Origin of the sequence: Microcoleus sp. T2B6 (assembly GCF_036700475.1) — a bacterium.
Classification (GTDB): Bacteria; Cyanobacteriota; Cyanobacteriia; order Cyanobacteriales; family Microcoleaceae; genus Microcoleus.
On the sequence record NZ_JAUBOZ010000071.1, the window covers coordinates 21,432 to 40,324 of the forward strand.

Annotated in this window: 15 protein-coding genes; 9 read left to right on the plus strand and 6 right to left on the minus strand. The window is 45.0% G+C overall.

The window, feature by feature from the left end; all coding sequences use genetic code 11:
- Positions 1-299 precede the first annotated feature (299 nt).
- A complete protein-coding gene (ribE, locus tag QUA00_RS25290; protein ID WP_333138950.1) occupies positions 300-1,013 on the minus strand; it encodes a riboflavin synthase in 714 nt (237 codons plus the stop codon).
- Positions 1,014-1,651: 638 nt separating this feature from the next.
- On the opposite strand from ribE, the gene QUA00_RS25295 reads away from it, so the two are divergent.
- From QUA00_RS25295 to QUA00_RS25315, 5 genes are all read left to right on the plus strand, one after another.
- A complete protein-coding gene (locus QUA00_RS25295; RefSeq protein ID WP_006635481.1) occupies positions 1,652-2,158 on the plus strand; it encodes a bifunctional nuclease family protein in 507 nt (168 codons plus the stop codon).
- A gap of 5 nt (positions 2,159-2,163) precedes the next feature.
- Positions 2,164-3,294, plus strand: a complete 1,131-nt coding sequence (locus QUA00_RS25300; protein ID WP_333411582.1) for an aldo/keto reductase — start codon at positions 2,164-2,166, stop codon at positions 3,292-3,294.
- A gap of 852 nt (positions 3,295-4,146) precedes the next feature.
- On the plus strand, positions 4,147-7,389 hold the full coding sequence (locus QUA00_RS25305; protein ID WP_333411583.1) for a PAS domain-containing protein: 3,243 nt from the start codon (positions 4,147-4,149) through the stop codon (positions 7,387-7,389).
- 301 nt (positions 7,390-7,690) lie between these two features.
- Complete coding sequence (locus QUA00_RS25310) at positions 7,691-8,221, plus strand: hypothetical protein (protein WP_333138944.1); 531 nt, start codon at positions 7,691-7,693, stop codon at positions 8,219-8,221.
- Between the two features lie 107 nt (positions 8,222-8,328).
- A complete protein-coding gene (locus tag QUA00_RS25315; protein ID WP_333411584.1) occupies positions 8,329-9,267 on the plus strand; it encodes a DUF1963 domain-containing protein in 939 nt (312 codons plus the stop codon).
- Positions 9,268-9,438: 171 nt separating this feature from the next.
- Here the strand turns inward: QUA00_RS25315 and QUA00_RS25320 are convergent, their stop codons facing one another.
- Complete coding sequence (locus QUA00_RS25320; protein ID WP_333411585.1) at positions 9,439-10,548, minus strand: extracellular solute-binding protein; 1,110 nt, start codon at positions 10,546-10,548, stop codon at positions 9,439-9,441.
- 851 nt (positions 10,549-11,399) lie between these two features.
- Between QUA00_RS25320 and QUA00_RS25325 the strand changes: the two genes are divergently transcribed.
- Positions 11,400-11,957, plus strand: a complete 558-nt coding sequence (locus tag QUA00_RS25325; protein ID WP_333411586.1) for a hypothetical protein — start codon at positions 11,400-11,402, stop codon at positions 11,955-11,957.
- Between the two features lie 284 nt (positions 11,958-12,241).
- Here the strand turns inward: QUA00_RS25325 and cobT are convergent, their stop codons facing one another.
- The 3 genes from cobT to QUA00_RS25340 form a co-directional block, all read right to left on the minus strand.
- A complete protein-coding gene (gene cobT, locus QUA00_RS25330; RefSeq protein ID WP_333411587.1) occupies positions 12,242-13,348 on the minus strand; it encodes a nicotinate mononucleotide-dependent phosphoribosyltransferase CobT in 1,107 nt (368 codons plus the stop codon).
- A 193-nt stretch (positions 13,349-13,541) separates the two neighbouring features.
- Complete coding sequence (locus QUA00_RS25335; RefSeq protein ID WP_333411588.1) at positions 13,542-13,724, minus strand: hypothetical protein; 183 nt, start codon at positions 13,722-13,724, stop codon at positions 13,542-13,544.
- Positions 13,725-14,124: 400 nt separating this feature from the next.
- Entirely contained in the window at positions 14,125-14,517 is a 393-nt protein-coding gene (locus tag QUA00_RS25340) for a transporter (RefSeq protein ID WP_190737183.1), read from the minus strand.
- Between the two features lie 160 nt (positions 14,518-14,677).
- On the opposite strand from QUA00_RS25340, the gene QUA00_RS25345 reads away from it, so the two are divergent.
- The 3 genes from QUA00_RS25345 (at position 14,678) to QUA00_RS25355 (ending at position 16,658) form a co-directional block, all read left to right on the plus strand.
- Positions 14,678-15,856, plus strand: coding sequence for a glycosyltransferase family 2 protein (locus tag QUA00_RS25345; protein ID WP_333138931.1), 1,179 nt, complete (start codon positions 14,678-14,680; stop codon positions 15,854-15,856).
- Between the two features lie 130 nt (positions 15,857-15,986).
- On the plus strand, positions 15,987-16,316 hold the full coding sequence (locus QUA00_RS25350) for a hypothetical protein (protein WP_333138929.1): 330 nt from the start codon (positions 15,987-15,989) through the stop codon (positions 16,314-16,316).
- Positions 16,317-16,319: 3 nt separating this feature from the next.
- Entirely contained in the window at positions 16,320-16,658 is a 339-nt protein-coding gene (locus QUA00_RS25355; RefSeq protein ID WP_333138927.1) for a hypothetical protein, read from the plus strand.
- 7 nt (positions 16,659-16,665) lie between these two features.
- Here QUA00_RS25355 and QUA00_RS25360 read toward each other — a convergent pair whose 3' ends face one another.
- Entirely contained in the window at positions 16,666-18,621 is a 1,956-nt protein-coding gene (locus QUA00_RS25360; protein WP_333411589.1) for a hypothetical protein, read from the minus strand.
- Positions 18,622-18,893: the final 272 nt, after the last annotated feature.

Genomic DNA, 18,893 nt, shown 5'->3' on the forward strand with positions numbered 1-18,893 from the left:
AGAAACCCCTAATAAAAATTGTACCGCATTCTCTGTTCAACGTCAATGGTATATAGCACGTATCAATGAGTTTTGCAAATCAAGAGAATGGTGATAGACTAAGCTGAAGTGCATTTAAATTGTATAGTCAAATTTAAGAAAATTCTTGTGGGGAGTAGGGGTTGGGCCAGAAAGCCCGCCCAAAAAATACAATTTAGATTCCCAACAGCTTACAACTAAAAGTTATATTCTAAATGATAAAGAGATGCTCCTCGGCCCACAGCTACTTCGTTCAGCAATGATTTTTATTGTTTCATTGATTAAATAAATCCGTGTTCTGCTAAGAATTCTGGTGTAATTGTTCCCAAACTGTTGATTGCCGGGGTTTCTTCCCACGGTTCGGGATGGGATTTTGAGCCGCTGCGGAGAAATTTGGCGACATATTTGCCCAGAATATCTGCTTCTAAGTTTACTAAACTTCCTGGTTGCAAATAGCTGAGGTTTGTCTCACCAAAACTGTGGGGAATGACAGCAACTTCAAACCAATTCCCGTCAGCATCGCAATCTGCCACGGTTAAGCTGATGCCGTTGACGGCGATGCTGCCCTTGGAAACGATGTAAGGTGCGATTTGACGTTGCCATCCCGAATTGGCGGATGGTGGGGCAGTAAACCGCATCTCCCAAGCGTTGGCGGTTTGGGTTGATGTCGCTAAAGTGCCGATCGCATCTACGTGCCCCGTCACGAAATGTCCCCCCAATTTGCTACCGGCGCGCAGGGAGGTTTCTAGGTTCACCAAAGCATCGGGGAATGATCCCAGAGTAGTGCGCCGGAGAGTTTCTGGGGAAGCGACGGCGACAAAACCTTGCGGCAAAACTTCCACTACCGTCAAACAGACTCCATCCACGGCTACGCTGTCCCCAATGGCTAAATCTTGTAAAATCTGGTAGGAGTTGTTTGATGTGCAGGAAATTTGGAAATAATCGTTGCCTAGCGACTTCAGTTTTCCGAGAGATTGAATTAGTCCTGTAAACATAAGTATTTTTCCTTAGTCGATCGCTTATTTACATGAAACCACAGGCACAAACCAGACGCAGGAGGTTTTTCCGTCCCCCTGTCCCCCGGAGTCAATCGAAAATCTAAAATCTCAAATCTAAAATCGATAGTCCCAGATCAGTTGCAGATTCAGGCGAAGATCGAGTCATACTGGATTTAGGTCATCTTTATGTCCGAGTTTTCTACCGCCTTGCAGTTTCTTAATTCTGTCAGTAACCCAGCCCTAAAACCAGGGACTGAGCTTGTAAGAGCAATCGAAGCAAGCTGTGCTGACGGGCCTCAGCCTTAACTGGCTACGTTATTTGAGTCACGACACTCCTTGAATGCGACGCTAGTTTTGGGCTCTGTCATTTGCAATTAAACAGTCTTAAGGTCACTGAGACAGTGTTGCAAGTCTAACAAGCTCTCATAACATTGACCGACAAGCGAACATTACCCCGAAAGGGAGCCGGAGACAACCATATCTCCAAAGAGGGGCAACCATACCCCTCTACCCCCGAAAGGGGAAAGGGGATTCAAGGTGGTGCTCACTGAGCGTAGTCGAATGTGTTGAAACCGCCCATGTTGTTTCCCTCTCAGGACTAAAGTCTCTGAGTTTCCCACTTACCGAGCATTTTTATGATTGAAATGAAAGTCGCTGGAATTGCCTTAGATGCAGCCACGCGCAGTCCTATTGTCCTATTGAGAGACGCTACTGAGCGACGGGCTTTGCCTATTTATATCGGTCAGGAGCAAGCAAAGGCTATTATTAGCGCGATCGAAGGCCACAAGCCTCCTCGGCCTTTAACTCACGATCTGATGGTCAATTTTTTAGAGGCATGGAGTCTTACCTTGGAGCGCATAGTTATTCACTCGCTGCAAGATAACACGTTCTATGCCGTACTGATCGTCCGTCAGGGAGAAGTTAAAAAAGAGATCGATGCCCGACCTAGCGACGCGATCGCCCTAGCCTTGCGAACGAACTGCCCCATCTGGGTGATGGAAGAAGTCGTCGCCGATGCTTCGATACCGGTCGATCGAGATGCTGATGAGGCAGAACGCCGGGCCTTCCGGGAATTTATCTCAAACCTCCGTCCAGAGGATTTGATTAAGAGAAGTGGCTTCAGCCCGGGCGAAACTTCCTAAACTTTATGCGCTATCGACGGTTTGGCAAAACAAACTTGAACCTGTCCGTATTTTCCTTGGGAACCATGCGCTATTTGGCTTCTGAGGAAACTGCCTGTCAGACTGTACAACAGGCAGTGTCTCAGGGAATCAATCACCTGGAAACGGCTGCAGGTTACGGTTGCAGCGAGGAATATCTTGGCGCGGCCCTTTCGGCTGGTTTGTCTGTCGATCGATCGCGCCTCCACGTCACTACAAAAATTTCCCCAACCGAGGATGCAGCAGCAATGGAACGCTGCATCGACGCATCCCTCAAACGCCTGAATTTAGACTATATCGATTGTCTGGCAATTCACGGTTTGAATACTTGGGAACATTTGGCGATTGTACGAGATCCCACAGGCTGCATGGAAGCTGTACGCAAAGCCCTGGCTGATGGTCGCATTAGGCACGTCGGCTTTTCGACTCACGGGCCTCTGGATCTGATTTTGGCTGCAATCAATACAGATTTGTTTGAATTTGTCAATCTGCATTATTACTATTTTTTTCAGCGCAACGCCCCGGCAATTGAACTCGCCAAAGACAAAGATATGGGCGTTTTCATCATTTCCCCGGCAGATAAAGGAGGGCAACTCTACACGCCCCCGGAAACTCTCGCACAATTGTGCTCGCCTTTCTCGCCCTTAGAGTTAAACTATCGATTTTTACTTAGCGATACTAGGATTGGGACTTTGAGTGTCGGCCCTGCAAATGCGACAGAATTAGAGGAACCCCTGAAATATTGCGATCGCGACTTTCCCCTCACCAACGCCGAAATCGCTGCGTTCGATCGGCTAGAATCGGTTATTGCAGCCACCTTGAAAACCGACAAATGCAGCCAGTGCTATGCCTGTTTGCCTTGCCCGGAAAACATCAACATTCCCGAAGTATTGCGACTCCGCAATCTCGCCGTCGGGTGCGACATGACTGACTTTGGCAAATACCGCTACGCCATGTTTGAAAATGCCGGACACTGGTTTCCCGGCAGCAAAGGCAACCGCTGCACCGATTGCGGCGAATGTTTGCCCCGGTGTCCCGAAGAGTTAGACATCCCAACTTTGCTCAAAGATACTCACCAGCGACTGGGTGGCAAAGCAGGCAGGCGGTTGTGGGATTGAAAAAAATGTGAAGCAGGGAAAAGGCGATCGAGCGTATCTAAGTGTTGCAATAATTACGCTAAACTTTGGTTTAACCTGAAATCTTGCAGCATTCTCAAGAACAGGCTTTCCGGCCTGTTCCACAAAGAATTAATTTCTTGTGGGGAGTAGGGGTTGGGCAGGAGAGCCCGCCCCTAAAAACCTTATTGAGAATGGTGCAACATTTCAGTTTAACTGAATTTACGATACAGTCGATCGATAAACTACTTCGTTTTACGACTGTATGCGGGAGCATCCTGATTTTGCAAAAAGCGTTTTTGAGGAGTGCGAATATCTTGCACAGCCAAGCCTACATCTAACCGCGAACACTCCTGTGAAAGCACTCATTTGGATGCTCCCACCACACTTTAAATAGGAGCCGACAGTATTATATGTAAAAACAACTAAATAACACAATCTGATTAACAGCGAGAAACCGATTTTTTTAAGAATACCCTAGTCATTTTCTTGCTTGGTTGGCGGCGGCGAGAGGCAACAATTTTATGATGAGTGATTAACCGAACTCGATATAAAACAATACCCTTGGGTTAAGCCCGATCCCCCCTAGCCAAGGGCGGGCACGGGGAGTAGGGGTCGCACCGCCCCTACGAAGGGGGGGACAAGAACTTACTCAAAGTCAACCCCTACTCCCCAACAATCAGGGGGATTTAGGGGGAGATCCGAGGAATAAACAGTTTTAACCCAAGCGTATTGCGATATAAAATCTAAAATCGTTCAACTGAGCGCTCACGCCAAAGTCTAAAATCTAAAATCTAAAATCTAAAATCTAAAATTGATTGCTTGTAATCTACAACCGATCCCGCATCTACTACTATGGCTCATACTCAGTTAAACGACAGCCAGCCAAATTGTCTGCAGCAAACTAAAGTTGCGACTTCCGAAAGAAGATTGAAAGCAGCTTTCAAGCCGTGTACTTACAACTTAACTGTTACCAGAAAACAGCTAATCGGACTGCTGACTTTACAAACAATCTTGCCCGTCGGACTAACGGCAGCAGCACTTTGGCTAGCATCGGCAGTTGGAAGCAATCAACTGCAAAATCAAGCTAAATCTGAACTGAGCCTTAGTGAAATTAACTACAATCTACCACTCGATCGCGCCACAGACCGTTTGCAAAACTCTTCTGACAGCAAAACGATCGCCCAAACAGCCTTAGCTTACAACAGCGGCAATAAAATATCATATTTGCAAAAATCTGTCAAGCAAATTCTAGAAAATCAAGTCAAAACAGGAGCAATACACAGTGCAGCTTTAGTGGGGAAAGATGGGAAGATAATTGTTAGCGTTAATCTCAACCAAGAGGGACAAAGTTTTAATCCTCGCAACCTAGCCTATCAAGTATTAGCAAAAAAAGAGCAAATTACGCCCAGCAAAATTCTGGCTAAATCGGAAAATCAGAAACAATTGCCAACTTTGCAAACGGGATTGAGCGAACGTGTCCTTGTGAATTACTCAGAAATTCCCGTAAAACATCCCAAAAATCAGACTGTTATTGCTGCTTTATTTTTAGGAACAAATCTGAGCCAAATCCCGATGGTTGCCAGTAGCGAAATAGTCCATTCACTCGGATTTTACGCTATTTATGCACCGCTTAATGAGGGCAAATATGTCTTGGTAAGTGGACAAAGTGTTACGAAAAATCAACGGTTGCCCGACTTACAGTGGATGGACAGATCGCTACTGATCTCTGCACGCGCCGCCGATGGGAAAGCAGTTGCTCAGCAAATAAAAATAGGGAATCAGGCTTATACAGTAGCAGCAAAATCCCTGAATAATCTAGCCGGAAAACCCGCTGTAATTTTAGTGCGGGGCATCCCCACAACCTCGATCGAAACTTGGTGGGGCAACAACTGGCTGCTGGCAATGTCTGCGGCTGCCCTTGTCCCCTTCGCCTTGGGAGTTGCCGTCACTCGCCGGATTGCTAAACCCGCTAACTCAGATTTATCAACATCAGACGGGAATTGGGCATTTAACTCCAGCGCCGAACCGCAGCGATCGCGGACATTTGATATAATTTATGACAATTTAAATTTCGGCGAATTCCCCGATTTATTTCCCAAAAAATCGAGTTTAGATGGTCAATTAGCCCTGGATTTTCGATATAATAAAAAATTGGCTGGCGATCCTCTTCGAGGGCTTCGCCAACGCCCGATCGCAAATCCCCACATCCCGCTCGCTTTCCAACCCCTAGAATTGCCCGAAAACTCCGTCTCAAACCAGTCGCGACAGGTAAATACAGAAAATACAGAACTAGAAAAAAGCGCGATCGCCTTAAATCTAGTCCAGGAAGCTTGGCAAGACTTAAATCGCCTCAACTGGGAATTGCAGCCAGAAATACTCGATCGCCAAAACACTCAAAAAGCCCTGCGAAAGAGCGAAGCACTGCTGCAAGCTATTTTAGACAACTCAACAGCAGTAATTTACATCAAAGATGTTGACGGAAAATACCTGCTCACCAACCGCCATTTTGACAATTTGTTCGACATCGCAAAAGAGCAAATAACAGGGAAAACCGACAGCGATATTTTTCCCCAAGACAAAGCAGCAGCCCTGCGAGAAAATGACCTGAAAGTTCTCGAATCCTCCTCGCCCCTAACCCTCGAAGAAATCATCCCTCAAGACGACGGCCCGCACACTTATATTTCTCTGAAATTTCCCCTCTGCAACTCCGAAGGTAAAGCTTATGCAGTCGGTACAATTTCTACAGATGTGAGCGATCGCAAACTTGCCGAACTCACCCTAGAAAAAGCCAAAGCAGAACTAGAAATAGAAGTCGAACAGCGCACCCTATTCCTCAAACAAGCCAACGAACTCTTGCGGTTTGAACTGGCCGCCAGAGTCCGCGGCGCCATCACAGTCAGACAAATGACGGCTCAAGTAGCCCGACACGCCAGAACTGTTGACGGCATTCTCGGCGCTTCTCTTGACCTAATTTTTCTAGTAGATCGATCTGGAAAATACACCTATGTCAGCCGCACCGCCGCTCAAGCCGCCGGCATGAACCCCAGAGAAATGATTGGCAAAACCTGGCAGGAATTAGGCTGGTCGCCAACAATTATGCAGCGGGTTCACCAAGAATGCGACGGCATATTTGCGACAGCCGAACCCGTGAAAGGCGAAGTAATTGTCCCCACGGCCAACTGGGGAACCCGCGACTACGAGTACATTCTCAGCCCGGTTTGTGCGACAGACGGCAGCGTCGAAGCCGTAGTGGCGACACTGCGGGATATCACCGAACGCAAAGACGCGGAGGAAGCGTGGCAGTTGGCAAAAGAAGCAGCAGAACTCGCCAACCGCGCCAAGAGTGCTTTTCTGGCAAACATGAGCCACGAGTTACGCACTCCCCTGAATGCGATTATCGGCTACAGCGATATACTGGTGGAAGATGCCGAAGAGTTAGGCCACTTAGAGCTAGTCTCGGATTTAGACAAAATTCGCACTGCTGGCAAACACTTGCTGCGGCTGATAGAGGACATTCTCGACATTTCCAAAATTGAAGCTGACAAGATGGAGATTTACCTCGAAAGCTTCGATGTTGGAGGTTTAATCGAGGAGGTGGTAACAACTATCAAACCGCTAATGGATAAAAACGGCAATACTTTGCAAGTATTGAGTTCTGACAATATCGGCGCGATGCACGGCGATTTGATGAAAGTGCGGCAGGTAATGCTGAATTTGCTCAGCAATGCTGCTAAATTTTCTGCTAATGGGGCGATCGTGCTTACTCTAGAAAGAATTACCAGTCAAGAATTAAAAAATAAATATCAACCGAGAGTTGCTCAAATGTTAATTTTGGATGCAGACTTTTTAATTTTCCGAGTGACGGACACGGGCATCGGCATGACACAAGAACAGCAAGAGCGACTGTTCCAACCTTTTACTCAAGCTGACGATTCAACTACTCGCAAGTACGGGGGTACTGGTTTGGGACTGGCTATCAGCCAGCGTTTTTGTCAGATGATGGGCGGCGATATTGAAGTTACTAGCGAGTTAGATTGCGGTTCTACTTTTACTGCTTGTCTGCCTGCTTCATTGTTTAAGCGATCGGAATTTTAATAATTTTGCAGAAATAAGAGAAGAGTCGGCGGTTGAAACCGCTACTATACAAACAATGTCCGCCTCCGCGGACTGAAGAATAATAAAATTAACTTCCAGGCTCCAGCCTGGGAACATAAATCTAGAGGCTCTGCCTCGGTTGGAAACATGGAGGCAGAGCCTCCGGATCTGCATTACTAGGCTGGAGCCTAGTAACGAGTAATTTAAAATTATCTGCGTTTATCCGTGTTTATCTGCCTTACATCTGCGGTTTCTGTATCAATGAATGATTTATGCAATCTTGTCTAATAATATGATGAATATGATGAATTACCCCAAAATGCGCCACGAAAATCAAGTTTCTCCCCGCAGGCATGGCATTTTGACAAAAAGTTTATTTTTGTTCCCGATCGCCTGTTCTGCGTGCCTCGGAGCCTTGCTGTGGGGACAATCTGCGGCTTTTTCCCAGCAGCCGGCTTGCCCGACTGGCAACGCTGCTAATTTGCCGTCGCCCCCGCTTTCGCAAACCGAAAAAAGCGTGCCGAGTCTGTGGTTAGCTCAAAAACAGTTTGGCGGAAAATTGCTCGATCGCTGGTTTGTCGATCCCGGCAATACTTGGGTAATTCTCATAGTCAATCGCCAACTTTGGAGTTTGCTCGATTATATGGAACGCTATCAGTTTGTTAACCGCTTTGGCACTGTCGCCAACGATTATGGTTACAATGTGCGAGTTTGCAACCGTCAAGGCACTGCTTTGGCAGTTTATTCGTGCAAGGGCGATCGGCTTAACTGTCGGATTGATTTAGAATCTCTCTCAAATCCAGGTATTCGAGGAAGGGTGAAAGGATTTTAGTAGGGTGGCTCAGCCGTGAGTTATGTTTTGGATAATCGATAAATCAAGAGTTCACACAGCTTACATTTGAGCTAATAAAATGTAGCTTATTAGTCACGTACAAAATAATGAAAACAAACCTTGAGCTTCCTGCTGAATTAGAACCTTTTCGCCAAGAAATTGAAAGTTCAGAAAAGCCTGTTATTAAAATCACTTACGAACGAAAGGCGACTGATTTCTGGTCAAGCAAATTTGGCGGAGTGCCTTACTTGCCGAAAGGTTACGATTTTCCCAAAGATAGTGATGGAAAATATATGCACCTTTTGGCACAACTCAATTTTGAGGAAATCTTTGCCCAAGTGCCATATTTAGCGCCTTTCCCCAAAAAAGGAATTTTGCAATTTTATATTAGTAACAATCTAGGTTGGTATGGAATGGATAGAGAGAAGTTGGACAATCAAAAAGATTTCAAAGTATTGTACTTTTCAGAAATTGACAGAAATAATTGTCAAACAGATTTTGCTTTTTTGTTGGATATCAATGAGAGCTATTCAACTTTAAACAATCCAAAATTTAGTGCCTTGCAATTTGTTGACGCAAATAATTGTCCGATTGATAATCCTTTTAGTGAGCATATTTTTGAACGTGATTATTTACCTTTAAAGCACCAATATGTGAACAATTCTCAAGAATGTTTGGCTTTACAGTTTAGTCCTGACAATGAGTGCGTTTGCCCAGAAGACTATCAAATTAATAACATTTTTGAAAAACAAAAACTTGAACAATTCTTTGAGGTAATGAGTACAGATAATTACAAAATATTTGATTGGTATTATGCTAATTTATACGAAATTCACCATAAAATAGGGGGATACGGCTACTTTACGCAAACTGATCCTCGTGAGTATAGTCCGCAATACAAAGACCATAAAGTTGTAATCTTACACATGATTAGTGATGATGAGATTTGTTGGGGTGATTGTGGAGTAGGTAACTTTTTGATTCGTGCTGAGGACTTAGAAAATTTAGATTTTTCTCAGGTGATTTATAATTACGATTGTTCTTAAAATTAAAATACTAACACTTTCCGCCCCTGCTGTTTTGTTTGTTATTTCACTGCAGTTTGTTGCTTTGCTACACACACAAGGCTGGTGACTGACGAACCCTACGGTTTAAGGTGCGTCAGTTTTGATGATTTTCTCGGCGCTTGTGGGCTGGTGACTGACGAACCCTACATTTTAACTTTTAACGACTTGCCTAGTTTCTTGCCAGAGCGATCGATATTGGGCAATACCAGCATCCCCAAAAGGCAGCATAAAGTCGCTAGCAGCAAGAATCTTAGCATCCGGCAACAACACAGAATTAGTGCGAACAGCTTCCGGCAAATCTTCGGGTTTCATGCCGACAATTATCGGCGAACTAGCCTTAGCCAGCAAAGATAATTGAGGAGCAACCCGAGGTTGTAAGCAAAAATCAATCCATTTTTCCACTAACGAAACTGGATTCCCTGATGCTGGTTGTACCCACAAATCTGTCCAAAGTGCAGTTCCCGAAACCGGAACTACTAAAGCAATATCCTTTTGAGTTTGCAGCAGTGGGAGCAAGTCTCCAGATGAACCAACTGCCAACCAAGTATCGCCTAAAATTAATGGTTGCAGGTAAGCGTCGGAACTGTAAAATTTAACTTGTCGGTGCAGATTTGCGAGTTCTTTTTTGAGATTGGGGACTTTATCTAATTGCTGCGTATTGTAAGATTTCCCTAGTTTTTTTAATGTTAAACCGATAACTTCTCTGGCACTGTCCGGCAGAGAAATTAGATCGCGCAATTCTGAGCGCCACAAGTCTTTCCAATCTGTCGGAGTCCACCCCAAAGGCTTAAATTTGTCGGTTCGATACGCAATTACCGTACTTCCCCAGCGGTAAGGTGCAGCCCACACTTTACCTTGAGGATCTAATTTACCCTCATCGTTGCGCCTGACGAGTTTTTGCCATCTTTCGGGCAATTTTGGCCAATTAGCAAACTTAGCAGGATCGATCGGCTTAATCAATTTTTGCCTAATTGCCAAAGTCAGCCAGTAATCTCCCAACATCACCAAGTTAGCTTGATTTTTTGATTCGGGAACCCGTTTCCACTCCTGCAACAGGGCGAATAATTCTTTTAATTGTCCTTCTTGCGTTACCTGCAAAAGCGGAGACGGTTGTACATCGCGGCTAAATTTGCTTACCAGTTGGGCCGGAATACCGTTTTTGAGCGATCGAATTTTGAGACTGGGCTTCGAGTCACACCCTGCCGCCAATTGACTTAAAGTTAGGGTGGCGGCCCCCAATAGCAAAGACCTTCGTTTCACCTGTCAATCCGCTTTTCTAAATATTGACCCATCTTTTTGTGTTCTACAGCCGAGGAAATAATTGTTTGTCGAGTCCGGTAGTTGGCGCCGATTTATCTTATTTCTTTTTCAAACACAGAGCCATTGTACTCGGTTCTGCTGCGCTGTGAGTCTGTTTGACCCAAAGCATCCAGGATACAAGCCCCCGAATTTATCCGTGGGCTCAATGCTTCAATGCTTCAATTCTTCAATTCTAAAATCTAAAATCTAAAATCGATTGGCTCTTCCCTGATTTTACCTTCTACTTTGTCGATCGAGCTTTCCGATGCGGAAAACTCCCTCAACTTAACGCCTAATTTCTCTGCGAAAAGTTACTTTGAGCCAGTTGTGCTCGCCAGCCGGGTCGATCGACTGCATCTGTGTTACATTTTTTAATATAACGAAACAACGAGAGCGCTGCCATCTGCCGTTGGATGACGCTTTTTACACAACCGAAGTGAAAAATTCTTTTTAAATCGGCGACAGCTTAATAACTAAAAAAACTCAAAATCCATTCATCTCATATGTTGCACCATTCTCAATTAGCCTTTTAGCAACAGGCTTTTCGGCCTGTTCCACAAGAAAATTTATGTTTTGTGGAACGGGCCGGAGAGCCCGTTCTTGAGAATGGTGCAAGATGTGAGTTCATCTGAATCCCGAAAGCACTGGCGAGAGCGAAGTCAATCTAATAGGACGCTCTGCGATCCGACTCTCTGAAACGCGACGTTTTAACTCTGATAGAAGGTTTGAACGAAGTATGGAGGTTAACCAACCGGTTTCTGTGTCCAAGACTCTCTAAAACCTAAAATCTAAAATCTACAATCGACCCACGAATGGCGAGCGATTATCTTCAAGCTGGCTCCCTAAATCTACCGTCAGGATTGGGAACACAACAATTACCTCAAAAATTAAATAATTTAGTGATAAATCCAAGTTATGTAAAGATTTACCTAAAATGTAAAGATATAAGTTACGAGCCAAAGGATGATTGTATGGAAGCGCTCCGCCAGCAAGTTACAGTATTGAGCCAACAAGTCGAGGCCCTCTACAAACTCATAGAAAACCTCAATGAAAAGCTTTTGGAGTCGGCCAAGGAGACGAAGCTGACCCAGCAACAGAGAAACGATGGCTCTGGAACGCTAGGAAATGAAAAAACCTCGCCATATCAAAGCTACAGAAGTATCGATGGCCTCCTCGAACACAAGGACATACTGTTAGATGACAGCTACTTCGACAAAAATTCTCAAAGCCTGGAAAAAGAGCTGAGCGCCGAGATTCAAATCCAGCGCTTAACAGCTCAGCTAACAGCAGCTTACAATCGAATTGCCGCCTTGGAAGAACAGTTGCTCTCCAAAAGAATGCACTCGCAACATCTAGGCGGACCTAATTAAATATTGCTAGCGGGGATCGGGCATTAATCTCAAAAAAAATACAATTTGCGTTGATTTATGCTCGTCTACTTATAGAGTTATTGCAGAGAGTTTTTTCGGTCGGGGAATTAACAGGAAGAATACTGCATGAAAGCGAGATATTGTGTAGAAATAGGAAGGCTATTTCTTTGGTGAACAAGATTTTTTTTACAAACCGCAGAGGGCGCAGAGGACGCAGAGAAAGAGAAGAAAGAGAAGAAAGAGAGAAGTTCACAAATCTGGCATCGATTCTTATAACTATCTACTTAATGTTTAATCTCACACCGCGAGGCTAAAGCTTCAACAGCTTGAAGGAGTTGAGTTGGAGTCCAATTTGCAGTCAAGCCACTGGCGATCGCACACGCACCCGCACCGACACCTTCCTTAACATAGCCGCGATCGTAAGCTTGCAGTTGCCCGTAGCGAGATCCAGCAAAACTTAGCTGCGCGGCCAACAGAGGCACACTGCCGATATCATTAGCAAGTCCTACAGTGTCTCCTGTAGGGTCTTCGGCTACCCAGCGCGTAGTCCCCACCGCGACTTGTTCGGGACTCCATAGCAGAGCATATTCACGGGCTAAGGCTTGCATCAAAGCGTACACTGCCAGCATTTGCGTGCCCCCGGCCAGAAGCACCCCGCAAGTCCGACTCGCGGCGATCGCCATTGCCGCCACCGCTATTTGCATCGGATCGCCCACCGCCGCTACCAATTCCAGGGGAGTGCTGTTTTGTCCGTTAATTTCCCACTCAGCATTATTGAGTCCCGCTGTCACCGCAGCCAATTTTTGAGCGTGATTGCAGCGAGGATGAGAACTATTAACTTTGCCCGCCGCTGCAATACCCAAACCCATTAACACGCCCAAAGCAGTAGTCGTTCCCCCAACTACGCACTCCCCTAAAATTAAATAGCTACCATTAGTTTGAGCAGCCAATTTAGCTCCCCAAATTAATCCTTGTTCGAGCAAATGTTTGACTGTTTCGAGTTCTAAAGCATTCCCAGAAATCAGACACTTTGCCGGAGTGCCGCCCAAATCAATTGCAGGTACGGGAGGTGGGAGGGGCAAACCAGCATTAAATAGGTAAAGGGGAAGTTCCAAAGCTTCGACTACAGCGCGAGATATTAGTACCGGCGAGGCACCCGCTTCTAGGGGCGGCAAAGGATATTGGGGCGACGGTTGGGGGCCGTTATACAAAAATTCTGCATCGGCTAAACAAGTAAATTGTCGATCGTGCGGGGTTGCTCCTGCTGCTGAAATCCCCGGAATTAATCCAGTAGCGGTAAATCCTAACACGCAGGCAAATATCGGTTTTTGTCCCCGATAGCGATCGAGCCATCGCTGCCCCTGTTCTATTTCTGTATAAATATGAATCATAAATTAGTCATTAGTCATGGGAATTGGGAATTAATTATTAGTTATTTGTTAGTTCTTAGTTGTTGGTTTTTAGTTATTCGTTTGCCCATTATCCCTGACCCCTTACCCCTTATATCAAGCCCGGTACTAGCGGACGTGATATGATGTGTCCTGTTTATGAGCCCCCACAACATTTGCAACCGATCCTTAAAGCTTAGGTTCGACTGGTTTTTAGTTGTTGCTCCTGTGCACTTACGGCGATCGCCCTATGAAGTTGGCTGCCATCGGGATGCCCTCTCAACAGAATCTTTCTTGTATGCAACTTCCTGTAAAAATGGTAGAAATCGGTTAATCCGTAGTTGGTTTGACTGGGAGCGTAAATATTGGCAATAATCATGGTTAAAGGAGATATTTACATATTTTACGCGATAGTTAACTAATTATTTTAGTTCTCCTCGCCGTCGTACTTAAAATTTTTAAGGGTGACGCAGGCGCGATCGTCTTTCACTCGCCGCTCGCGATCTCTGTAAACTTCCGCGATCGTACTTATACGGTTTTAATTAAATCCTCACCAACTTGTGAGGCCATATTGTGTCAATTAGTAGCCTTCGTATTTGTGCAGGCACAAATATAGTGTACCTGCACAAATCCTGTCTAGAGTTGCATTTTCTATATTTTTCAAAAGATTCGCCCACAAGTTGTAGGTCCTGGGATCTATCTAATAACAGAACATTCAGACGCACCCTTTTAGTTAAGTTATCAATTCAGCACTCAAGCGTCAATCTTAAAAGGGCTCGCTAACTGCCCCCTGGCGCACCCCCTGCTTGACCTCTGAGTACAAAAATTACTCCCGTCATAATTAGCGCCACGCCTACTAACCGCAGCGGTGGCAACGGCTCGTTAAATACAATTTTGCCGCCCAAAACAGTAAACAGGTAACTGATTGACAGTAAAGGCGAGACTATGCTAATGTTAGCGCGGGACAAAACTACGATAAAACCGATCGAAGAAATTGCGTACAGAGAAAGACCTGCTATTATCAAAGGCTGAGTAGCCATTGCTATAACTTTTTCAACTAAATTAGCAGCGCCGATGGGCCCTAAAACTTTTGCTCCAGCCTTCAGAGTAAATTGACCCAGGACGCTGCACAAAATGGCAGCAAGCAAAACCAGAAAAACGCCTCTATTCATGAGTTCACCAAGATAATACTACAGATCGAGAATGGCCCGGAACAAACTCTCCTAAACAGCTTTGATTAAGTTTTATTGAGTTTTGTTCGCTACCCATATTTTAAACATACATACTGGAAATGCAAGTATTGTCGATCGCCAGCAACAGTAGAACAAACATATGGCAGAACAGACCAACGCCAGCGGGGAATACACTCTCGAATTATCGATACTCATGCCTTGCCTGAACGAGGCAGAAACTTTAGAAATCTGTATCCAGAAAGCGCAGAAGTCCCTGCGCGAACTTGATATTGCCGGCGAGGTCATCATAGCAGACAACGGCAGCACTGACGGTTCTCAAGATATCGCTACCAGAATGGGGGCGCGAGTCGTACCCGTAGCAGCCAAAGGCTACGGCAGCGCCCTGATGGGAGGCATAATCGCAGCGCGCGGACTCTATATTATCATGGGCGACGCTGACGACAGCTACGACTTTTCTAGTCTCGGCGCTTTTGTCGAAAAATTGCGGGGAGGGTGCGATTTAGTGATGGGAAACCGCTTTCAAGGCGGCATCAAACCGGGGGCAATGCCACCACTGCACAAATACTTAGGAAATCCGGTACTTACTTGGGTGGGGCAGCTATTCTTCTCCAGTCCCGCCGGGGACTTTCACTGCGGATTGCGGGGTTTCAGGAGAGACTCAATTTTGAAACTCGACTTGCAAACAACGGGGATGGAATTTGCCAGCGAAATGGTCGTCAAAGCCTCTCTGTACAAGTTGCGAATCACAGAAGTCCCCACCGTACTCTCTCCCGATGGCCGCAGCCGTCCGCCGCACCTGCGAACTTGGCGAGATGGCTGGCGGCACTTGCGATTTCTGTTGCTTTACAGTCCCCGATGGCTGTTCTTGTATCCGGGTGCTTTCCTGATGATTGTGGGTATAATAGTTGGCATTTGGCTGTTGCCCGGTACTCAAAATATCGGGAGTATCAGCTTTGACGTGCATACACTGCTGTATGCTGCGATCGCAATTATCATCGGTTTTCAAGCAGTAACTTTCGCTTTCTTCACCAAAGTTTTCGCCATCAGTGAAAAACTGCTGCCCGAAGACCCCAAACTCAACAAAATATTTCGCTATGTCACCCTAGAGACAGGATTGATTTTCGGAGTCACACTGATATTAATCGGAATAGTTGGCTCGTTCTTGTCATTAACTATCTGGAGTGAAACTGCTTTTGGTTCTCTCGACCCTTCTAAAACTCTGCGTTTGGTTATTCCCTCGCTCACTTGCCTGACTGTCGGTTTGCAGATGGTTTTGTCGAGCTTTTTTCTCAGCGTGCTGGGGTTGAAGCGCAGGTAAAACACTTAAAAGTACAGTTTTGTTATAAATTTCACGAAAGATGATTTAAATTGCCCAAATGCTGTGTTAAATCGAGCGCGAACAATCGGGCTTCAACCAGGTTGTCAGTTCATCTCAAAGCTAAAATTATATGACACTAACTGAAAACAACTCCAGCGAGTATGTTGGCCCCAAGCTAGGCGGTTTCGCAACTAAACTATCTTTGTACGCCCGCCAAAAAATGTTCGATTTGCTCATGGGATTAGCCCATCCCAGCGCCGACACAACGGTGTTGGATGTAGGAGTAACTTCCGACCGCCGCGAAGACTGCAATTTCTTTGAGAAACTTTATCCGCATAAGGACAAAATCACCGCAGTCGGTATGGAAGATGCTGTGTTTTTAGAAGAAGAATATCCAGGTTTAAAATACGTCCGTTCTGATGGATTAAGCTTGCCATTTCCCGACAAAAGTTTTAATTGAGTCGTGAGTTTTGCCGTAATCGAACACGTCGGGAGTCGGACTCAGCAACAAGCTTTTGTTCGGGAACTTTGCCGCGTCGGCAAAACTTGCTGCATCACAACTCCCAACCGGTGGTATCCCGTAGAATTCCACACTGCTGTTCCCCTCATACATTGGCTGCCCCCCTCTTGGTTTCGAGCGTTGCTGAAATTGCTCGGTCAACACTTTTTCGCCCAAGAGGAAAATCTCAACCTTTTATCTGAGAAAGATGTGTTAAAGATACTGCCAGCAGATGCTCGAATTTCTACCAAACATTTCCGGCTTTTCGGTTTGATATCTAATCTGCTCTTTTATGTCATCTAAATATTTGCTACTTACGCTGAACTCCCAAATCCAGCACAAAATTTTCTCCGTCTGCATAAAGCTTCTTTCTCGTTTTTGCTAGTTGTTGCACGTTATCCCGAAAGTCGTGAGCAAGTTGTGATTGCAGTCTAAACCAAGATGACAATCCAGGCGCTGAAGTATCTACATTTGGCGGATGATTGAGACTCCAAGACGAATAAGCTATGTATCGAATAGATTTTGAAACTAAATAGTTCGCTAAAGCTTCATCGCCTTTGAAGACAGGCATTCCGGGAGGCAAACTTGCTCCTCCGGGCCAGTCAGCTAGGAGAATTTGATTGCGTTTAAAATCGAGGATAAAAGGTGTATCTAGCCTGGTTAAAACTGTTTCTCCCTGGGGAATAGACTGTTGCAGCGCTGCATACTGCAACTTTTGCTTAGCTGAAACTAAAGATGGATTCGTTAGTCCGAATTTAATATTTTTCACATAAGCTGAATAAGTATTTTTAGTGATCTCCCAATCGTAGCTGATTGTAAGACCTGCACAAAATACAGCGGCAATAAAAAAGTTAGGAATCCCGTTTGTATTTAACACTCCTGTATCCGTCATGGCAATCATAATTAATATGATAATTGCCGGAAACAGGTGAGAGAATGAATAGCGAAAAGGGTCGGCATTTTCGGTAAGCACCCCTACAACAACAGTTGCCACTAGCGCTGCAACTGTCATAGATAAAGGTGCTTGGCGGTTCGAGAACGAGGATTCTGCTGGTAAATTAGCCAATTTCAGAGGTCGGATACTTAAGCTCAAGCAGCCGAGCAATATCAGTATAAAAACGTAAATACCTCTGAATGCTGCGATGGCTGTTTTAACAGTTCCCAAGAGTGTCGAACCTGATTTGAAAGTAATGCCGTAGGCGGAGGCGTGATAGCCTTTTCCCAAAAGAGGATACAATAAAGTACCTGAAGATTGATACAAAGAAATCATCCAAGGTAGGAGAAATATTCCTACTAATACTGTCGCCAGCGCGAATTCCCAAACAACTTTTTGTTGGGTCTTTGAGCTAATAAAATAGCAAAGGTAGCTAACTGCCAATACAATAGCCGAGGCTGGAATTAGAGAAGATTTTAACGTACAAATTGCGGCGGAGATTAAAGCAATAATACAAGCATTGGAAACCCAAGAGTTGCAGTCTATTTCTTTGGTGTCAATGGTTCTAAACAAACTTAAAAATAAAGCTACAGGCAGCATACTACTTGTAGTGTTTGCCTTGGGTACAGCAATCAATAGGACAAATAAAATTGTAAATATTACTCGTCTAGTGGAGGCTGGATGTTCTTTGAAAAATCCGATAATTAGTCCGATCGTAATTATCAGCGCTAAACCCGGGTCTATGATGTTTAAATTAGTGTCAGAAAGTACGCTGACAATGAAAGTATGGAGAAATGACTGTCCCCCCAAAGATACTATTCTTCTTTCGCTAAAAGGCTCTAGGCCCATAGAACCGAGTTGCAGCATTTTGTGGGGAAATACTAAGTAAGCGTGGTAGTCATCGCTGGTATTAAACCCGTCAGCATACACCATGTTGGCAAAGTTGAGTCTGCCTGTATACACCCATCCCGCGTATTGGATAAAAATCAGTAGGCTGACAGTCGCAATGCCTGCTAAGACTATTTTATCTTTGCGACTTTCTTGAAATAGCTGTGAGAGATTACTGGCGATTGATTGTCTGTGATTTATCAAATCTACTAGACAATAAATGAGTCCCAAACCTAAAAAAAATAAAATTGTGGGTGGCGAGATATTCCAAGTTGCGTTTAATACACCGCCAATGATAAGGCTCAAGGCTAGACCCCAACCTGCTCTTTGTCCCCAGTCCGTTCGCTGGTTGGGAAACAGAATGTGGTTGAGGAATTTCCCCCAACCGATGAGGGAGAAAAGCAGGCAAATACCGTAGAAGAATGATATTAGGTATGGAACCATTGCTGTCAAAGCCTATTATATTAAATTGTTAACTTGTGGAGGGATGATTTGTTAAGTTTTGGCGGTGTGTTAGGAATCGTCTTTTATCTTAGAAGACTGTGTGAATTTTGTCAATATACTGTTTTTTGTGTTCGTTGCTGAAGGATGATTTAAAGGTGATTACTATTGATCGGATTGGATACCGGACAGAAATTTATGGGGAGCATCTCACCTTTGCAGCCCTCCGCTAGAAATTGGAGTTTTGAGGCAGGAGGCAGGAGGCAGGAGGCAGA